The organism is Edwardsiella piscicida, assembly GCF_021733145.1.
Taxonomy (GTDB): domain Bacteria; phylum Pseudomonadota; class Gammaproteobacteria; order Enterobacterales; family Enterobacteriaceae; genus Edwardsiella; species Edwardsiella piscicida.
In genome coordinates, this window is sequence record NZ_CP090968.1 from 178,066 (window position 1) to 193,766 (window position 15,701).

The 15,701-nt window shown below is 55.4% G+C and carries 10 protein-coding genes and 4 tRNA genes; 13 read left to right on the forward strand and 1 reads right to left on the reverse strand.

The features are described from left to right. Window positions 1–68: 68 nt before the first annotated feature. Complete coding sequence (gene coaA, locus L1P05_RS00850) at window positions 69–1,016, reverse strand: type I pantothenate kinase (protein ID WP_012847047.1); 948 nt, start codon at window positions 1,014–1,016, stop codon at window positions 69–71. 430 nt (window positions 1,017–1,446) lie between these two features. On the opposite strand from coaA, the gene L1P05_RS00855 reads away from it, so the two are divergent. The 13 genes from L1P05_RS00855 (at window position 1,447) to rpoC (ending at window position 15,653) form a co-directional block, all read left to right on the forward strand. Further along, window positions 1,447–1,522: transfer RNA gene (locus L1P05_RS00855), tRNA-Thr, on the forward strand. 21 nt (window positions 1,523–1,543) lie between these two features. Continuing rightward, a tRNA-Tyr gene (locus tag L1P05_RS00860) sits at window positions 1,544–1,628 on the forward strand. A gap of 124 nt (window positions 1,629–1,752) precedes the next feature. After that, window positions 1,753–1,827: transfer RNA gene (locus tag L1P05_RS00865), tRNA-Gly, on the forward strand. 7 nt (window positions 1,828–1,834) lie between these two features. Next, window positions 1,835–1,910 (forward strand) — tRNA-Thr (locus tag L1P05_RS00870). Between the two features lie 127 nt (window positions 1,911–2,037). Then, window positions 2,038–3,222, forward strand: a complete 1,185-nt coding sequence (gene tuf, locus L1P05_RS00875; RefSeq protein ID WP_012847048.1) for an elongation factor Tu — start codon at window positions 2,038–2,040, stop codon at window positions 3,220–3,222. A 294-nt stretch (window positions 3,223–3,516) separates the two neighbouring features. Continuing rightward, window positions 3,517–3,900 (forward strand): preprotein translocase subunit SecE, encoded by a 384-nt coding sequence (secE, locus tag L1P05_RS00880; RefSeq protein ID WP_015460707.1) that lies wholly within the window; start codon window positions 3,517–3,519, stop codon window positions 3,898–3,900. A gap of 1 nt (window position 3,901) precedes the next feature. Further along, a complete protein-coding gene (gene nusG, locus L1P05_RS00885; protein ID WP_005280494.1) occupies window positions 3,902–4,447 on the forward strand; it encodes a transcription termination/antitermination protein NusG in 546 nt (181 codons plus the stop codon). A 160-nt stretch (window positions 4,448–4,607) separates the two neighbouring features. Then, window positions 4,608–5,036: a 50S ribosomal protein L11 gene (gene rplK, locus L1P05_RS00890; RefSeq protein ID WP_012847051.1), complete on the forward strand. Its 429-nt coding sequence runs from the start codon at window positions 4,608–4,610 to the stop codon at window positions 5,034–5,036. 3 nt (window positions 5,037–5,039) lie between these two features. Beyond that, window positions 5,040–5,744: a 50S ribosomal protein L1 gene (gene rplA / locus L1P05_RS00895; protein WP_012847052.1), complete on the forward strand. Its 705-nt coding sequence runs from the start codon at window positions 5,040–5,042 to the stop codon at window positions 5,742–5,744. Window positions 5,745–6,060: 316 nt separating this feature from the next. Then, window positions 6,061–6,558 carry a 50S ribosomal protein L10 gene (rplJ, locus tag L1P05_RS00900; RefSeq protein ID WP_005280485.1) on the forward strand — a complete coding sequence of 166 codons (498 nt, stop codon included), beginning with the start codon at window positions 6,061–6,063 and terminating at the stop codon, window positions 6,556–6,558. 66 nt (window positions 6,559–6,624) lie between these two features. Further along, window positions 6,625–6,993 carry a 50S ribosomal protein L7/L12 gene (gene rplL, locus L1P05_RS00905; RefSeq protein ID WP_014524156.1) on the forward strand — a complete coding sequence of 123 codons (369 nt, stop codon included), beginning with the start codon at window positions 6,625–6,627 and terminating at the stop codon, window positions 6,991–6,993. Between the two features lie 331 nt (window positions 6,994–7,324). Then, window positions 7,325–11,353, forward strand: a complete 4,029-nt coding sequence (gene rpoB / locus L1P05_RS00910) for a DNA-directed RNA polymerase subunit beta (protein ID WP_012847053.1) — start codon at window positions 7,325–7,327, stop codon at window positions 11,351–11,353. Between the two features lie 79 nt (window positions 11,354–11,432). Beyond that, window positions 11,433–15,653, forward strand: coding sequence for a DNA-directed RNA polymerase subunit beta' (gene rpoC, locus L1P05_RS00915; protein ID WP_012847054.1), 4,221 nt, complete (start codon window positions 11,433–11,435; stop codon window positions 15,651–15,653). The last annotated feature ends 48 nt before the right edge of the window (window positions 15,654–15,701 follow it).

Below are 15,701 nucleotides of genomic sequence, written 5' to 3' on the forward strand. Positions count from 1 at the left end.
TATCTGCCGAAGGCGGGGGAGCGCTGGCTCCCCCCGACGATTTTTGCCGCCGCGCGCCGTGGGGCTACCTATTTGCGCAGACGGACGCTCTCAATGGCGTGATTGCTGCCCTTGGTCATGATGAGGCTGGCCCGCTCGCGGGTTGGCAGAATATTTTGGCGCAGGTTTAATCCGTTAATTTCATTCCATAGCCCGGTGGCAATCGCGATGGCCTCAGACTCCGGCAGCTGTGAGTAATGATGGAAGTAAGAGTCCGGGTTGGAGAAGGCCCCTTCGCGGAACTTGAGAAAGCGGTTGATATACCAGGCCTGCAGCTGATGCTCATCAGCATCAACATAGATGGAGAAGTCGACAAAGTCGGATACGAATACCCGGTGCGGATCGTGTGGATAGTCCATCCCGCTTTGCAGCACGTTCAATCCTTCCAAGATCAGAATATCGGGTTGCTCAATCACCTTACGGCTGTCCGGGATCACATCGTAAATCAGGTGAGAGTATTGGGGGGCGGTCACCCGCGGCACGCCTGATTTTATATCTGAGACAAACTTCACCAGACGGTGCATATCGTAGGATTGGGGAAAGCCTTTCTTTTTCATCAGCCCCCGCTCCTGCAGTACTTTATTGGGATGCAGGAATCCGTCGGTGGTGATCAGTTCGACCCGGCGGTGCTCTGGCCACTGGCTAAGCAGCGCCTGCAATACGCGGGCCGTCGTGCTCTTGCCGACCGCGACGCTGCCTGCAATGCCGATAATATAGGGGATGCGTGGGCTATGGGTGCCGAGGAACTTTTCCAGCACGGCCTGTCGACTGACGCTGGAGCTGAAATAGAAATTCAGTAAGCGTGAAAGGGGCAAATAGATCTGGGCAACCTCATCCAGCGAGAGATCTTCATTTATCCCTTTGAGACGGGCAATCTCTTCTTCGGTGAGAGTTAACGGGACGGAATTACGCAATGCCGCCCACTGGTGGCGATCAAACTGCAGATAGGGGGTCGCCAGGGATTGCTCTTTCTTCATATGCCTGTGTCTGCCTGTCAGCGCGGGATGGAAACGGCGCGGACGCCAACTCCAGAGAAAACGAGTCGCTTATTATAGACAGCTTCGGTTGGGGCGCAGCGCTTTTTTCCAAAAGTTGTTTCAATCTACGTGATGGTTTGTATGCGATCAAGCCATCTGTCGTCGCGAGGCGCGTTATCTACATCGGAGCGTCAGTTTCCGTGGCGTTACGCGTTGCGGGGAAAAGTTGGCACAATGGACTTTCTTCTGGCGGTGGATTGGATTATTCTTTAGCGCGATGTGCTGCGGCGAACGGAAATCAGTCGCTTCTTGATCGAGGCGCAGAGGCGTGAATTCGTCTGTTCTGCGTGTTTTATGAGCGAAGAAGCGTAAAATCGAATTTTTTTGTTGCATAGCTGACGATCACTACCTAGAATGCGCGCTACTTGATGCCGGCTTAGCTCAGTAGGTAGAGCAACTGACTTGTAATCAGTAGGTCGCCAGTTCGATTCCGGCAGCCGGCACCATCAAGTAAGACAATCCGGTGTGGTGGGGTTCCCGAGCGGCCAAAGGGAGCAGACTGTAAATCTGCCGTCTCAGACTTCGAAGGTTCGAATCCTTCCCCCACCACCATTTATTCAGCCTTAGCAATAGGGCTTGGGGTGTAAGCAGTCGGTACATTCCAGAATACAGCGGCACGCGCAGCAACGGCGTCCGGTGTAAACTCTACAGAACAATCAGGTAGCCGGGTTCAGGTGCGGGCATCGTATAATGGCTATTACCTCAGCCTTCCAAGCTGATGATGCGGGTTCGATTCCCGCTGCCCGCTCCAAACATGTGCTGATATGGCTCAGTCGGTAGAGCGCACCCTTGGTAAGGGTGAGGTCCCCAGTTCGATTCTGGGTATCAGCACCATCTCTCTTTTCCCCCTTCTGGTTTCTCTGTAATAAATTTCAGCAAGCATATAAACAGCCATTTAGCGTTATTTGCTTGGTTGATGTGGTGATATCACCGATTTATCCGTGTATTAGAGGGACAATTAATGTCTAAAGAAAAGTTTGAACGTTCAAAACCGCACGTTAACGTCGGTACTATCGGCCACGTTGACCACGGTAAAACTACCCTGACCGCTGCTATCACCACCGTTCTGGCTAAAACCTACGGCGGTAGCGCTCGCGCATTCGATCAGATCGATAACGCGCCGGAAGAAAAAGCACGTGGTATCACCATCAACACCTCTCACGTTGAATACGATACCCCGACCCGTCACTACGCTCACGTAGACTGCCCGGGGCACGCCGACTATGTTAAAAACATGATCACGGGTGCTGCGCAGATGGACGGCGCAATCCTGGTTGTTGCTGCGACTGACGGCCCGATGCCGCAGACCCGTGAGCACATCCTGCTGGGTCGCCAGGTAGGCGTTCCGTACATCATCGTGTTCCTGAACAAGTGCGACATGGTTGATGACGAAGAGCTGCTGGAACTGGTTGAGATGGAAGTTCGTGAGCTGCTGTCTCAGTACGACTTCCCGGGCGACGATACGCCGGTAATCCGCGGTTCTGCGCTGAAAGCGCTGGAAGGCGAAGCCGAGTGGGAAGCTAAGATCATCGAACTGGCTGAAACTCTGGACTCCTACATCCCGGAACCTGAGCGTGACATCGACAAGCCGTTCCTGCTGCCGATCGAAGACGTATTCTCTATCTCTGGCCGTGGTACCGTTGTTACCGGTCGTGTAGAGCGCGGTATCATCAAGGTAGGTGACGAAGTTGAAATCGTTGGTATCAAAGCGACGACCAAAACTACCTGTACCGGCGTGGAAATGTTCCGCAAACTGCTGGACGAAGGCCGTGCTGGTGAGAACGTTGGCGTACTGCTGCGTGGTACCAAGCGTGACGAAATCGAACGTGGTCAGGTACTGGCTAAGCCGGGCTCCATCACTCCGCACACCAAGTTCGAATCAGAAGTGTACATCCTGAGCAAGGATGAAGGCGGCCGTCATACTCCGTTCTTCAAAGGCTACCGTCCGCAGTTCTACTTCCGTACTACTGACGTAACGGGCACCATCGAACTGCCGGAAGGCGTAGAGATGGTCATGCCGGGCGACAACATCAAGATGGTTGTTACCCTGATCCACCCGATCGCCATGGACGATGGTCTGCGCTTCGCAATCCGCGAAGGCGGCCGTACCGTTGGTGCGGGCGTTGTTGCTAAAGTTATCGAATAAGATTTGACGCAGCACGTGATAAAAGGGCATCATTTGATGCCCTTTTTCTACGCGGTTTGACAAGAACCTATCTCATCAGTGGTTTTTTCTACATAATTACTGGTGAGATAGGCTCTGGCGATACGGCGTATGGTGCCGAACTGTGGATTGCCGCGCAAACACGCGAGCAACATCGCTTTTTGCAGATATAAATGTGATATCCACATTGGTATCTCGTAAGATTCTCATTCGGTTTGGTTTGCCTCGCATTGCGGGGCAAAGTTGTTTTTCTGGAATCTAGTGACAGGTTGGTTTATGAGTGCGAATACCGATGCTCAAGGGAGCGGGCGTGGCCTGGAAGTCATGAAGTGGCTGGTCGTCGCCGTTCTGCTGATCGTAGCCATCGTCGGTAACTATATTTACCGTGATGTGAGTCTGCCACTGCGTGCTCTGGCCGTTGTGGTTATCATCGCTGCCGCGGGCGGCATCGCCTTGATGACAGCGCAGGGTAAGGCGACCGTGGCATTTGCCCGCGAAGCGCGTACCGAAATGCGTAAAGTGATTTGGCCGACACGCCAGGAAGCGCTGCATACGACTTTGATCGTCGCCGCAGTGACCGCCGTTATGGCACTGATTCTGTGGGGACTGGATGGTATTCTAGTCCGTCTGGTTTCCTTTATTACTGGCCTGAGGTTCTAAAATGTCTGAAGCACCGAAGAAGCGTTGGTACGTCGTTCAGGCGTTTTCCGGTTTTGAGGGTCGCGTAGCACAGTCGCTGCGCGAGCATATCAAACTGCACAATATGGAAGAGCTGTTTGGTGAAGTCATGGTGCCGACCGAGGAAGTGGTTGAAATCCGTGGCGGCCAGCGCCGCAAGAGTGAGCGTAAGTTCTTCCCGGGCTATGTCCTGGTGCAAATGGTAATGAACGACGCCAGCTGGCATCTGGTGCGCAGTGTACCGCGTGTGATGGGCTTTATCGGTGGGACGTCCGATCGTCCTGCGCCGATCAGCGATAAAGAAGTGGATGCGATTATGAACCGCCTGCAGCAGGTGGGTGATAAGCCGCGTCCGAAGACGCTGTTCGAGCCGGGTGAAATGGTTCGCGTCAACGAAGGGCCGTTTGCCGACTTCAACGGCGTGGTCGAAGAGGTGGATTACGAGAAGAGCCGCCTGAAGGTATCTGTCTCTATCTTTGGCCGTGCTACGCCGGTAGAGCTGGACTTCAGCCAGGTCGAAAAAGCGTAATAACGCACGCGATAGCAAAATCTGCATTGCCATAGGCGCGAAATTGAACTACAATTTCGCGCCTTTTGTATTTATGGGCTGATGCTTTTTTCAGCCCATAAACGTTTTACCATCGCGGGGAGCCTCTCTGAGGCGATATTACCCAACTGAGGATATTTACATGGCCAAGAAAGTCCAAGCCTACGTGAAGCTGCAGGTTGCAGCTGGTATGGCTAACCCGAGCCCGCCGGTCGGTCCGGCTCTGGGTCAGCAGGGTGTTAACATCATGGAATTCTGTAAGGCGTTCAATGCTAAGACTGACAGCATTGAAAAAGGTCTGCCGATTCCGGTTGTTATTACCGTTTACTCTGACCGTTCCTTCACTTTCGTTACCAAGACTCCGCCGGCTGCCGTTCTGCTGAAGAAAGCGGCTGGTGTTAAGTCTGGTTCCGGTAAGCCGAACAAAGACAAGGTCGGTAAAGTGACCCGTGCTCAGGTACGTGAAATCGCAGAAACTAAAGCTGCGGACATGACTGGTTCTGACGTTGAAGCGATGGCTCGCTCAATCGAAGGTACCGCTCGTTCCATGGGCCTGGTAGTGGAGGACTAATAGATGGCTAAGCTGACCAAGCGCATGCGCGTGATCCGTGAGAAAGTTGATGCGACTAAACAGTACGACATCAACGAAGCCGTTGCTCTGTTACAAGAGCTGGCCACCGCTAAATTCGTTGAAAGCGTAGACGTTGCCGTTAACCTCGGCATCGACGCGCGTAAATCTGACCAGAACGTACGTGGTGCAACCGTCCTGCCGCACGGCACCGGCCGCACCGTACGCGTTGCCGTATTTACCCAGGGTCCGAACGCTGAAGCGGCTAAAGCTGCTGGCGCTGACCTGGTAGGTATGGAAGACCTGGCCGATCAGATCAAGAAAGGCGAGATGAACTTCGACGTTGTTATTGCTTCTCCGGATGCAATGCGCGTTGTAGGTCAACTGGGCCAGATCCTGGGGCCGCGTGGCCTGATGCCGAACCCGAAAGTGGGTACCGTTACGCCGAACGTAGCCGAAGCGGTTAAGAACGCTAAAGCTGGCCAGGTTCGTTATCGTAACGACAAGAATGGTATCATTCACAGCACCATCGGTAAGGCGAGCTTCTCTGCTGAGCAGCTGAAGGAAAACCTGGAAGCACTGATGGTTGCCCTGAAGAAGGCGAAGCCGGCAACTGCCAAAGGCGTCTACATCAAGAAAGTTTGCCTGTCCACCACCATGGGCGCTGGCGTAACGATTGATCAGGCTACCCTGAGCGCAGTGGCTAACTAATCCTGCGGGATTAGTCTTGCCTTTTCGCTTTACGCGGGCGTCGGTTTTGTCTAAAATCTAACGCCCGCGCATTCTCGGAATGTAAAGCGAACGAATTTTCGGTTGGAGTCTGGCCTTTTCCAGACCTCCGTCCAAGACCGCAGGTGTTTCGTAAGAGACTTAATTTCCCTGCGTAGACGGTGACAGAGCCCGAAGAAATCTTTTTAGATGTCTGGATTCTGCTCACCGTGTTTCTATGCTCGCCGCGGCCTCGGCCGTAAGCGAGTGAAGTGAGTTCCGGAGTCATTCTCCGGCAAAAATCCAGGAGCACAAGCTAATGGCATTAAATCTTCAAGACAAACAAGCGATTGTTGCTGAAGTCACCGAAGTAGCCAAAGGCGCGCTGTCTGCTGTCGTTGCGGATTCCCGTGGCGTAACCGTAGACAAAATGACCGAACTGCGTAAAGCAGGTCGTGAAGCTGGCGTATACATGCGTGTTGTTCGCAACACGCTGATGCGCCGCGTCGTTGAAGGTTCTCAGTTCGAGTGCCTGAAAGACACGTTTGTTGGTCCGACCCTGATTGCATTCTCTATGGAACACCCGGGCGCTGCTGCTCGTCTGTTCAAGGCTTTTGCCAAAGACAATGCAAAATTTGAGGTCAAAGCTGCAGCCTTTGAAGGTGAGCTGATCCCGGCGGCCCAGATCGACCGTCTGGCAACTCTGCCGACTTACGAAGAAGCAATCGCACGCCTGATGGCGACCATGAAAGAAGCCGCTGCCGGCAAATTGGTCCGTACTCTGGCTGCTCTGCGCGATCAGAAAGAAGCTGCTTAATCGCTGCTTTGCTACTGTCGCACTTGCTAACGTATAAACTATTTCTGATTTTTAGGAACAATTGTCATGTCTATCACTAAAGAACAAATTCTGGATGCAGTTGCAGAAATGTCCGTAATGGACGTTGTTGAACTGATCTCCATGATGGAAGAAAAATTCGGTGTTTCTGCTGCTGCTGCTGTAGCTGTTGCCGCTGGCGGCGCTGCTGAAGCCGTTGAAGAAAAAACTGAATTCGACGTAGTTCTGACCGCTGCTGGCGGCAACAAAGTTGCTGTCATCAAAGCTGTCCGCGGCGCAACCGGTCTGGGCCTGAAAGAAGCCAAAGACCTGGTAGAATCTGCTCCGGCAGTTCTGAAAGAAGCGATCAGCAAAGACGACGCTGAAGCTCTGAAGAAAACTCTGGAAGAAGCTGGCGCTTCTGTTGAAGTTAAATAAGTTTAACTTCCTGGAGTACAGTCTGTGCTAACAGACTGATGGCTGGTGACTTTTTGGTCACCAGCCTTTTTGCGCTGTAAAGGATGCCGGTGGTGTTTCACACTGTTTAGCCAGCGGTTATCCCCAATACTTGTTTCTATCGACGCCTTAATATACTGCGTCAGGGCCGTGAGTTACGGCGCCTGTGTAAAGCGCAATGAAATGGTTTAAGAGTGATAGAAACAAGTATTGCGAAGGGGGTCTCACCCTTTCGGTCACAAAACGGTGTCGCATGAACTGTCCTATCAGGACGGACAGAATGGGTCGACTATTCAGCGAGCTGAGGAACCCTATGGTTTACTCCTATACCGAGAAAAAACGTATTCGTAAGGACTTTGGTAAGCGTCCCCAAGTGCTGGACGTACCATACCTCCTTTCTATCCAGCTTGACTCGTTCCAGAAGTTTATCGAGCAAGATCCGGAAGGTCAGTACGGTCTGGAAGCGGCTTTCCGTTCCGTATTCCCGATCCAGAGCTACAGCGGCAACTCCGAGCTGCAGTATGTCAGCTATCGCCTGGGTGAGCCGGTATTTGACGTCAAAGAGTGTCAGATCCGCGGCGTAACCTATTCCGCTCCGCTGCGCGTTAAGCTGCGTCTGGTGATCTACGAGCGTGAGGCGCCGGAAGGCACCGTTAAAGACATCAAAGAACAAGAAGTTTACATGGGTGAAATCCCGCTGATGACCGAAAACGGCACCTTCGTCATCAACGGCACCGAGCGTGTTATCGTGTCTCAGCTGCACCGCAGCCCGGGCGTATTCTTCGACAGCGACAAGGGTAAAACCCACTCTTCAGGTAAGGTGCTGTATAACGCACGCATCATTCCTTACCGCGGTTCCTGGCTGGACTTTGAGTTCGACCCGAAAGACAACCTGTTTGTCCGTATTGACCGCCGCCGTAAGCTGCCGGCTACCATCATCCTGCGCGCGCTGGATTTCACCACCGAGCAGATCCTCGATCTGTTCTTCGATAAGGTGATCTTTGAAATCCGCGACAATAAGCTGCAGATGGAGCTGGTGCCGGAGCGTCTGCGCGGTGAGACCGCCTCTTTTGATATTGAGGCCAACGGTAAGGTCTACGTTGAGAAAGGCCGCCGTATTACCGCCCGCCACATCCGTCAGCTGGAAAAAGATGACGTTAAGCTGATCGAAGTACCGGTTGAGTACATCGTCGGTAAAGTGGCCGCCAAAGATTACATCGACGAGAGCACCGGTGAGCTGATTTGCGCCGCCAACATGGAGCTGTCGTTGGATCTGCTGGCCAAGCTGAGCCAGTCTGGTTACAAGCGTATCGAAACGCTGTTCACCAACGACCTGGATCACGGTCCGTACATGTCCGAGACCCTGCGCGTCGATCCGACCAACGACCGTCTGAGCGCGCTGGTAGAAATCTACCGCATGATGCGCCCGGGCGAGCCGCCGACCCGCGAAGCCGCCGAAAACCTGTTCGAGAACCTGTTCTTCTCTGAAGATCGCTACGATCTGTCTGCGGTTGGCCGCATGAAGTTCAACCGTTCTCTGATGCGTGACGAGATCGAAGGTTCCGGTATCCTGAGCAAAGACGACATCATCGAGGTGATGAAGAAGCTCATCGATATCCGTAACGGTAAAGGCGAAGTCGATGATATCGACCACCTGGGTAACCGTCGCATCCGCTCCGTGGGCGAGATGGCGGAGAACCAGTTCCGCGTTGGCCTGGTGCGCGTTGAGCGTGCGGTGAAAGAGCGTCTGTCTCTGGGCGATCTGGATATGCTGATGCCGCAGGACATGATCAACGCCAAGCCGATTTCGGCGGCGGTGAAAGAGTTCTTCGGCTCCAGCCAGCTGTCCCAGTTTATGGACCAGAACAACCCGCTGTCTGAGATCACCCACAAGCGTCGTATCTCTGCGTTGGGCCCGGGCGGTCTGACCCGTGAGCGCGCCGGCTTTGAAGTTCGAGACGTACACCCGACCCACTATGGTCGCGTATGCCCTATCGAAACGCCGGAAGGTCCGAACATCGGTCTGATCAACTCCCTGTCCGTGTACGCACAGACTAACGAGTATGGTTTCCTGGAAACCCCGTACCGCCGCGTGCGTGACGGTATCGTGACCGACGAAATTCACTACCTGTCTGCTATTGAAGAAGGCAACTTCGTTATCGCCCAGGCGAACTCCAACCTGGATGAAGAAGGCCGCTTCGTAGAAGATCTGGTTACCTGTCGTAGCAAGGGCGAATCCAGCCTGTTCAGCCGTGACCAGGTCGACTACATGGACGTTTCCACCCAGCAGGTGGTTTCCGTCGGTGCGTCCCTGATCCCGTTCCTGGAACACGATGACGCCAACCGTGCTCTGATGGGTGCGAACATGCAGCGTCAGGCCGTGCCGACCCTGCGCGCTGACAAACCGCTGGTAGGTACCGGTATGGAGCGCGCCGTTGCGGTTGACTCAGGTGTAACCTCCGTAGCCAAGCGCGGCGGTATGGTGCAGTACGTGGATGCGTCCCGTATCGTCATCAAGGTTAATGAAGATGAGATGTTCCCGGGCGAAGCCGGCATCGATATCTACAACCTGACCAAATACACCCGTTCCAACCAGAACACCTGCATCAGCCAGATGCCGTGTGTTTCTCTGGGTGAGCCGATTGAGCGCGGCGACGTGCTGGCCGACGGCCCGTCCACCGATCTGGGTGAGCTGGCGCTGGGTCAGAACATGCGCGTCGCGTTCATGCCGTGGAACGGCTACAACTTCGAAGACTCCATCTTGGTCTCCGAGCGCGTGGTACAGGAAGATCGCTTCACCTCTATCCATATCCAGGAGCTGGCCTGTGTGTCTCGTGACACCAAGCTGGGGCCGGAAGAGATCACTGCCGACATCCCGAACGTCGGTGAAGCAGCGCTCTCCAAGCTCGACGAATCCGGTATCGTGTATATCGGCGCCGAAGTGAAGGGTGGCGACATTCTGGTCGGTAAGGTAACGCCGAAGGGCGAAACCCAGCTGACGCCGGAAGAGAAGCTGCTGCGCGCGATCTTCGGTGAGAAAGCGTCTGACGTTAAAGACTCTTCTCTGCGCGTACCGAACAGCGTTTCCGGTACCGTTATCGACGTTCAGGTCTTTACCCGCGATGGCGTGGAAAAAGACAAGCGTGCGCTGGAAATCGAAGAGATGCAGCTGAAGCAGGCCAAAAAAGACCTGACTGAAGAGCTGCAGATCCTGGAAGCCGGTCTGTTTGCCCGTATTCACGATGTGCTGGTTGCCGGCGGCGTGGAAGCGGAGAAGCTGGAAAAACTGCCGCGTGACCGTTGGCTTGAGCTGGGCCTGGCCGATGAAGCCAAGCAGAATCAGCTGGAGCAGCTGGCTGAGCAGTATGACGAGCTGAAGGCCGAGTTCGAGAAGAAGCTGGAAGCGAAACGCCGTAAGATCACCCAGGGCGACGATCTGGCGCCGGGCGTGCTGAAGATCGTTAAGGTGTACCTGGCGGTGAAACGTCAGATCCAGCCGGGCGATAAGATGGCAGGTCGTCACGGTAACAAGGGTGTTATCTCTAAGATCAACCCGATCGAAGATATGCCTTACGATGAGAACGGGACTCCGGTCGACATCGTACTGAACCCGCTGGGCGTACCGTCGCGTATGAACATTGGTCAGATCCTGGAAACCCATCTGGGTATGGCGGCGAAAGGTATCGGCGATAAGATCAACGCCATGCTTAAGCAGCAGCAGGAAGTGGCCAAGCTGCGTGAGTTTATCCAGAAAGCCTACGATCTGGGTGATCACACCCGTCAGCAGGTGGATCTGAACACCTTCACCGACGAAGAAGTCCTGCGTCTGGCCGAAAACCTGAAGAAAGGTCTGCCGGTTGCAACGCCGGTGTTCGACGGTGCTAAAGAGCGCGAAATCAAGGGCCTGCTGGAGCTGGGTGGTATCCCGACCTCCGGTCAGATCACCCTGTATGATGGTCGTACCGGTGAGCGTTTCGAGCGTCAGGTAACCGTGGGTTACATGTACATGCTGAAGCTGAACCACTTGGTCGACGACAAGATGCATGCGCGTTCCACCGGCTCCTACAGCCTGGTTACCCAGCAGCCGCTGGGTGGTAAGGCGCAGTTCGGTGGTCAGCGCTTCGGGGAGATGGAAGTGTGGGCGCTGGAAGCCTACGGCGCCGCCTACACCCTGCAGGAAATGCTCACCGTTAAGTCTGATGACGTGAACGGCCGTACCAAGATGTATAAGAACATCGTGGATGGCAGCCATCAGATGGAACCAGGCATGCCGGAATCCTTCAACGTACTGTTGAAAGAAATCCGCTCGCTGGGCATCAACATCGAGCTGGAAGACGAGTAAGCACTCGAATCCGTACCGATCACAGGGCGCCCGTTACGGCGGGCGCCTTAAGAGTTCTCACTCCGACGGGAGCTAATCCGTGAAAGACTTACTGAAGTTTCTGAAAGCGCAAACTAAGACCGAAGAGTTTGACGCGATCAAAATTGCGCTGGCTTCGCCAGACATGATCCGTTCCTGGTCTTTCGGCGAAGTTAAGAAGCCGGAAACCATCAACTACCGTACGTTCAAGCCGGAACGTGACGGTCTTTTCTGCGCCCGTATCTTCGGGCCGGTGAAAGATTACGAGTGCCTGTGCGGTAAGTACAAGCGCTTGAAACACCGTGGCGTCATCTGTGAAAAATGCGGCGTTGAAGTGACCCAAACCAAGGTGCGCCGTGAGCGCATGGGTCACATCGAGCTGGCTTCCCCGACCGCGCACATCTGGTTCCTGAAGTCCCTGCCGTCCCGTATCGGCCTGCTGCTGGATATGCCGCTGCGCGATATCGAACGTGTTCTGTACTTTGAATCTTATGTCGTCGTCGAAGGCGGGATGACCAACCTGGAGCGTCGTCAGATCCTGACCGAAGAGCAGTATCTGGACGCACTGGAAGAGTTCGGTGACGAATTCGATGCCAAGATGGGCGCCGAGGCGATCCAGGCTCTGCTGAAAGGGATGGATCTGGAAGCCGAGTGCGAGCAGCTGCGTGAAGAGCTGGGTGAGACCAACTCTGAAACCAAGCGTAAGAAGCTGACCAAGCGTATCAAGCTGCTGGAAGCGTTCATTCTGTCCGGTAACAAGCCGGAGTGGATGATCCTGACTGTGCTGCCGGTACTGCCGCCGGATCTGCGTCCGCTGGTTCCGCTGGACGGCGGCCGTTTCGCGACCTCCGATCTGAACGATCTGTACCGTCGCGTGATCAACCGTAACAACCGTCTGAAGCGCCTGCTGGATCTGGCTGCGCCGGATATCATCGTACGCAACGAAAAGCGTATGCTGCAGGAAGCGGTCGATGCCCTGCTGGATAACGGCCGTCGCGGTCGTGCCATCACGGGCTCTAACAAGCGTCCGCTGAAGTCTCTGGCCGACATGATCAAAGGTAAGCAGGGTCGTTTCCGTCAGAACCTGCTGGGTAAACGCGTCGACTACTCCGGTCGTTCCGTTATCACCGTAGGCCCGTACCTGCGTCTGCATCAGTGCGGCCTGCCGAAGAAGATGGCGCTGGAGCTGTTCAAGCCGTTCATCTATGGCAAGCTGGAGCTGCGTGGTCTTGCTACCACCATCAAAGCAGCCAAGAAGATGGTTGAGCGTGAAGAAGCCGTGGTATGGGATATCCTCGACGAGGTGATCCGCGAGCACCCGGTAATGCTGAACCGTGCGCCGACCCTGCACCGTCTGGGTATCCAGGCGTTCGAACCGCTGCTGATCGAAGGTAAAGCGATTCAGCTGCACCCGCTGGTGTGTGCGGCATACAACGCCGACTTCGACGGTGACCAGATGGCGGTACACGTACCGTTGACCCTGGAAGCCCAGCTGGAAGCGCGTGCGCTGATGATGTCCACCAACAACATCCTCTCTCCGGCGAACGGCGATCCGATCATCGTTCCGTCTCAGGACGTTGTATTGGGTCTGTACTACATGACCCGTGACTGCGTGAACGCCAAAGGCGAAGGCATGGTGCTGAGCGGCCCGAAAGAGGCCGAGCGTATTTATCGCGCCGGTCTGGCGTCGCTGCATGCCCGCGTTAAAGTGCGTATCACCCAGTACAGCAAAAGCGCCGATGGTGAGATGGTTCCGAACACCGGGCTTATCGACACCACCGTTGGCCGCGCCATCCTGTGGATGATCGTACCGAAAGGTCTGCCGTACACTATCGTTAACCAGCCGCTGGGCAAGAAAGCCATCTCCAAGATGCTGAACGCCTGCTACCGTGCGCTGGGTCTGAAGCCGACCGTTATCTTCGCTGACCAGATCATGTATACCGGTTTCGCCTATGCGGCGCGCTCCGGTGCGTCTGTCGGCATCGACGACATGGTGATCCCGGAGAAGAAAGCGGGGATCATCGCCGAGGCCGAAGCCGAAGTGGCCGAGATCCAGGAGCAGTTCCAGTCTGGTCTGGTAACCGCCGGCGAACGTTATAACAAGGTCATCGATATCTGGGCCGCTGCGAACGAGCGCGTGGCCAAGGCGATGATGGAAAACCTGTCGACTGAAACCGTTATCAACCGCGATGGCGAAGAAGAGCGTCAGGTCTCCTTTAACAGCATCTTTATGATGGCCGACTCCGGTGCGCGTGGTTCTGCCGCCCAGATTCGTCAGCTGGCCGGTATGCGTGGCCTGATGGCGAAGCCGGATGGCTCCATCATCGAAACGCCGATCACCGCAAACTTCCGTGAGGGTCTGAACGTACTGCAGTACTTCATCTCAACGCACGGTGCGCGTAAAGGTCTGGCGGATACCGCACTGAAGACGGCGAACTCCGGTTACCTGACCCGTCGTCTGGTTGACGTGGCCCAGGATCTGGTGGTTATCGAGGACGACTGTGGTACCCACAACGGCATCGTGATGACCCCGGTTATCGAAGGTGGCGACGTTAAAGAGCCGCTGCGCGATCGCGTTCTGGGTCGTGTGACGGCAGAAGAAGTGCTGAAGCCGGGTACGGCGGACATTCTGGTGCCGCGTAACACCCTGCTGAACGAAAAATGGTGTGACCTGCTGGAAGAGCACTCTGTCGACAGCGTGAAAGTGCGCTCCGTCGTAAGCTGTGAAACTGACTTCGGCGTGTGCGCCCACTGCTACGGTCGCGATCTGGCCCGTGGTCACCTGGTGAACAAAGGCGAAGCCATCGGCGTTATCGCGGCACAGTCCATCGGTGAACCGGGTACCCAGCTGACCATGCGTACCTTCCACATCGGTGGTGCGGCATCGCGTGCGGCGGCTGAGTCCAGCATCCAGGTGAAGAACAAGGGTAACCTGAAGCTGACCAACGCTAAGTTCGTGGTGAACACTGACGGTAAGCTGGTTATCACTTCACGTAATACCGAACTGAAGCTGATCGACGAGTTTGGCCGTACCAAGGAAAGCTACAAGGTGCCTTACGGTGCCACGCTGGCCAAGGGTGACGGTGCCGAGGTGAACGGCGGTGAGACAGTGGCTAACTGGGATCCGCATACCATGCCGGTTATCACCGAGGTTAGCGGCTTCATCCGCTTCGCCGATATGATCGACGGCCAGACGGTAACCCGTCAGACCGACGAGCTGACCGGTCTCTCCTCTCAGGTGGTTCTGGATTCTGCAGAGCGTACCGGTAGCGGTAAAGATCTGCGTCCGGCGCTGAAGATCGTCGACGCCAACGGTGATGACGTGCTGCTGCCGGGTACCGATATGCCGGCCCAGTACTTCCTGCCGGGTAAAGCGATCGTACAGCTGGAGGATGGCATTGCCATCAGCGCCGGTGACACCCTGGCGCGTATTCCGCAGGAATCCGGCGGTACCAAGGATATCACCGGTGGTCTGCCGCGCGTTGCCGACCTGTTCGAAGCCCGTCGTCCGAAAGAGCCGGCAATCCTGGCCGAGATCAGCGGCGTTGTTTCCTTCGGTAAAGAGACCAAGGGCAAACGTCGCCTGGTGATCACGCCGCTGGATGGCAGCGATGCCTACGAAGAGATGATTCCGAAGTGGCGTCAGCTCAACGTGTTCGAAGGCGAACGCGTGGAACGCGGCGACGTGATCTCCGACGGTCCGGAGTCTCCGCATGACATCCTGCGCCTGCGCGGCGTGAACGCGGTAACGCGCTATATCGTTAACGAAGTCCAGGACGTATACCGTCTGCAGGGCGTTAAAATTAACGATAAGCACATCGAAGTTATCGTGCGTCAGATGCTGCGTAAGGCGACCATCGCCAATGCCGGTAGCTCCGAGTTCCTGGAAGGCGAGCAGGTGGAAGTGTCCCGCGTCAAGATTGCCAACCGCCTGTTGGAGTCTGACGGTAAGATTGCCGCGACCTATATGCGCGATCTGCTGGGTATCACCAAAGCCTCTCTGGCGACCGAGTCCTTCATCTCCGCGGCCTCCTTCCAGGAGACCACCCGCGTGCTGACTGAAGCGGCCGTTGCCGGTAAGCGTGATGAGCTGCGTGGCCTGAAGGAGAACGTCATCGTTGGTCGTCTGATCCCGGCGGGTACGGGTTATGCCTACCACCAGGATCGCATGCGCCGTCGCGCTGCCGATACCTCTAGCGCCCCGCAGGTGAGCGCGGAAGAAGCCAGCGCCAACTTGGCCGAGCTGCTGAACGCCGGTCTGCTGGGTGGCAATGACGAATAACTCGTCCGTGTAACAGCATGAAAAACCGCTCTTCGGAGCGGTTTTTTT

Bases quoted from the DNA above. Each gene is read 5' to 3' on its own strand.
- rpoB (WP_012847053.1), top strand. From the start codon at position 7,325: ATGGTTTACTCCTATACCGAGAAAAAACGTATTCGTAAGGACTTTGGT.
- tuf (WP_012847048.1), top strand. From the start codon at position 2,038: ATGTCTAAAGAAAAGTTTGAACGTTCAAAACCGCACGTTAACGTCGGT.
- nusG (WP_005280494.1), top strand. From the start codon at position 3,902: ATGTCTGAAGCACCGAAGAAGCGTTGGTACGTCGTTCAGGCGTTTTCC.
- rplJ (WP_005280485.1), top strand. From the start codon at position 6,061: ATGGCATTAAATCTTCAAGACAAACAAGCGATTGTTGCTGAAGTCACC.
- rplA (WP_012847052.1), top strand. From the start codon at position 5,040: ATGGCTAAGCTGACCAAGCGCATGCGCGTGATCCGTGAGAAAGTTGAT.
- coaA (WP_012847047.1), bottom strand. From the start codon at position 1,016: ATGAAGAAAGAGCAATCCCTGGCGACCCCCTATCTGCAGTTTGATCGC.
- rplK (WP_012847051.1), top strand. From the start codon at position 4,608: ATGGCCAAGAAAGTCCAAGCCTACGTGAAGCTGCAGGTTGCAGCTGGT.
- secE (WP_015460707.1), top strand. From the start codon at position 3,517: ATGAGTGCGAATACCGATGCTCAAGGGAGCGGGCGTGGCCTGGAAGTC.
- rplL (WP_014524156.1), top strand. From the start codon at position 6,625: ATGTCTATCACTAAAGAACAAATTCTGGATGCAGTTGCAGAAATGTCC.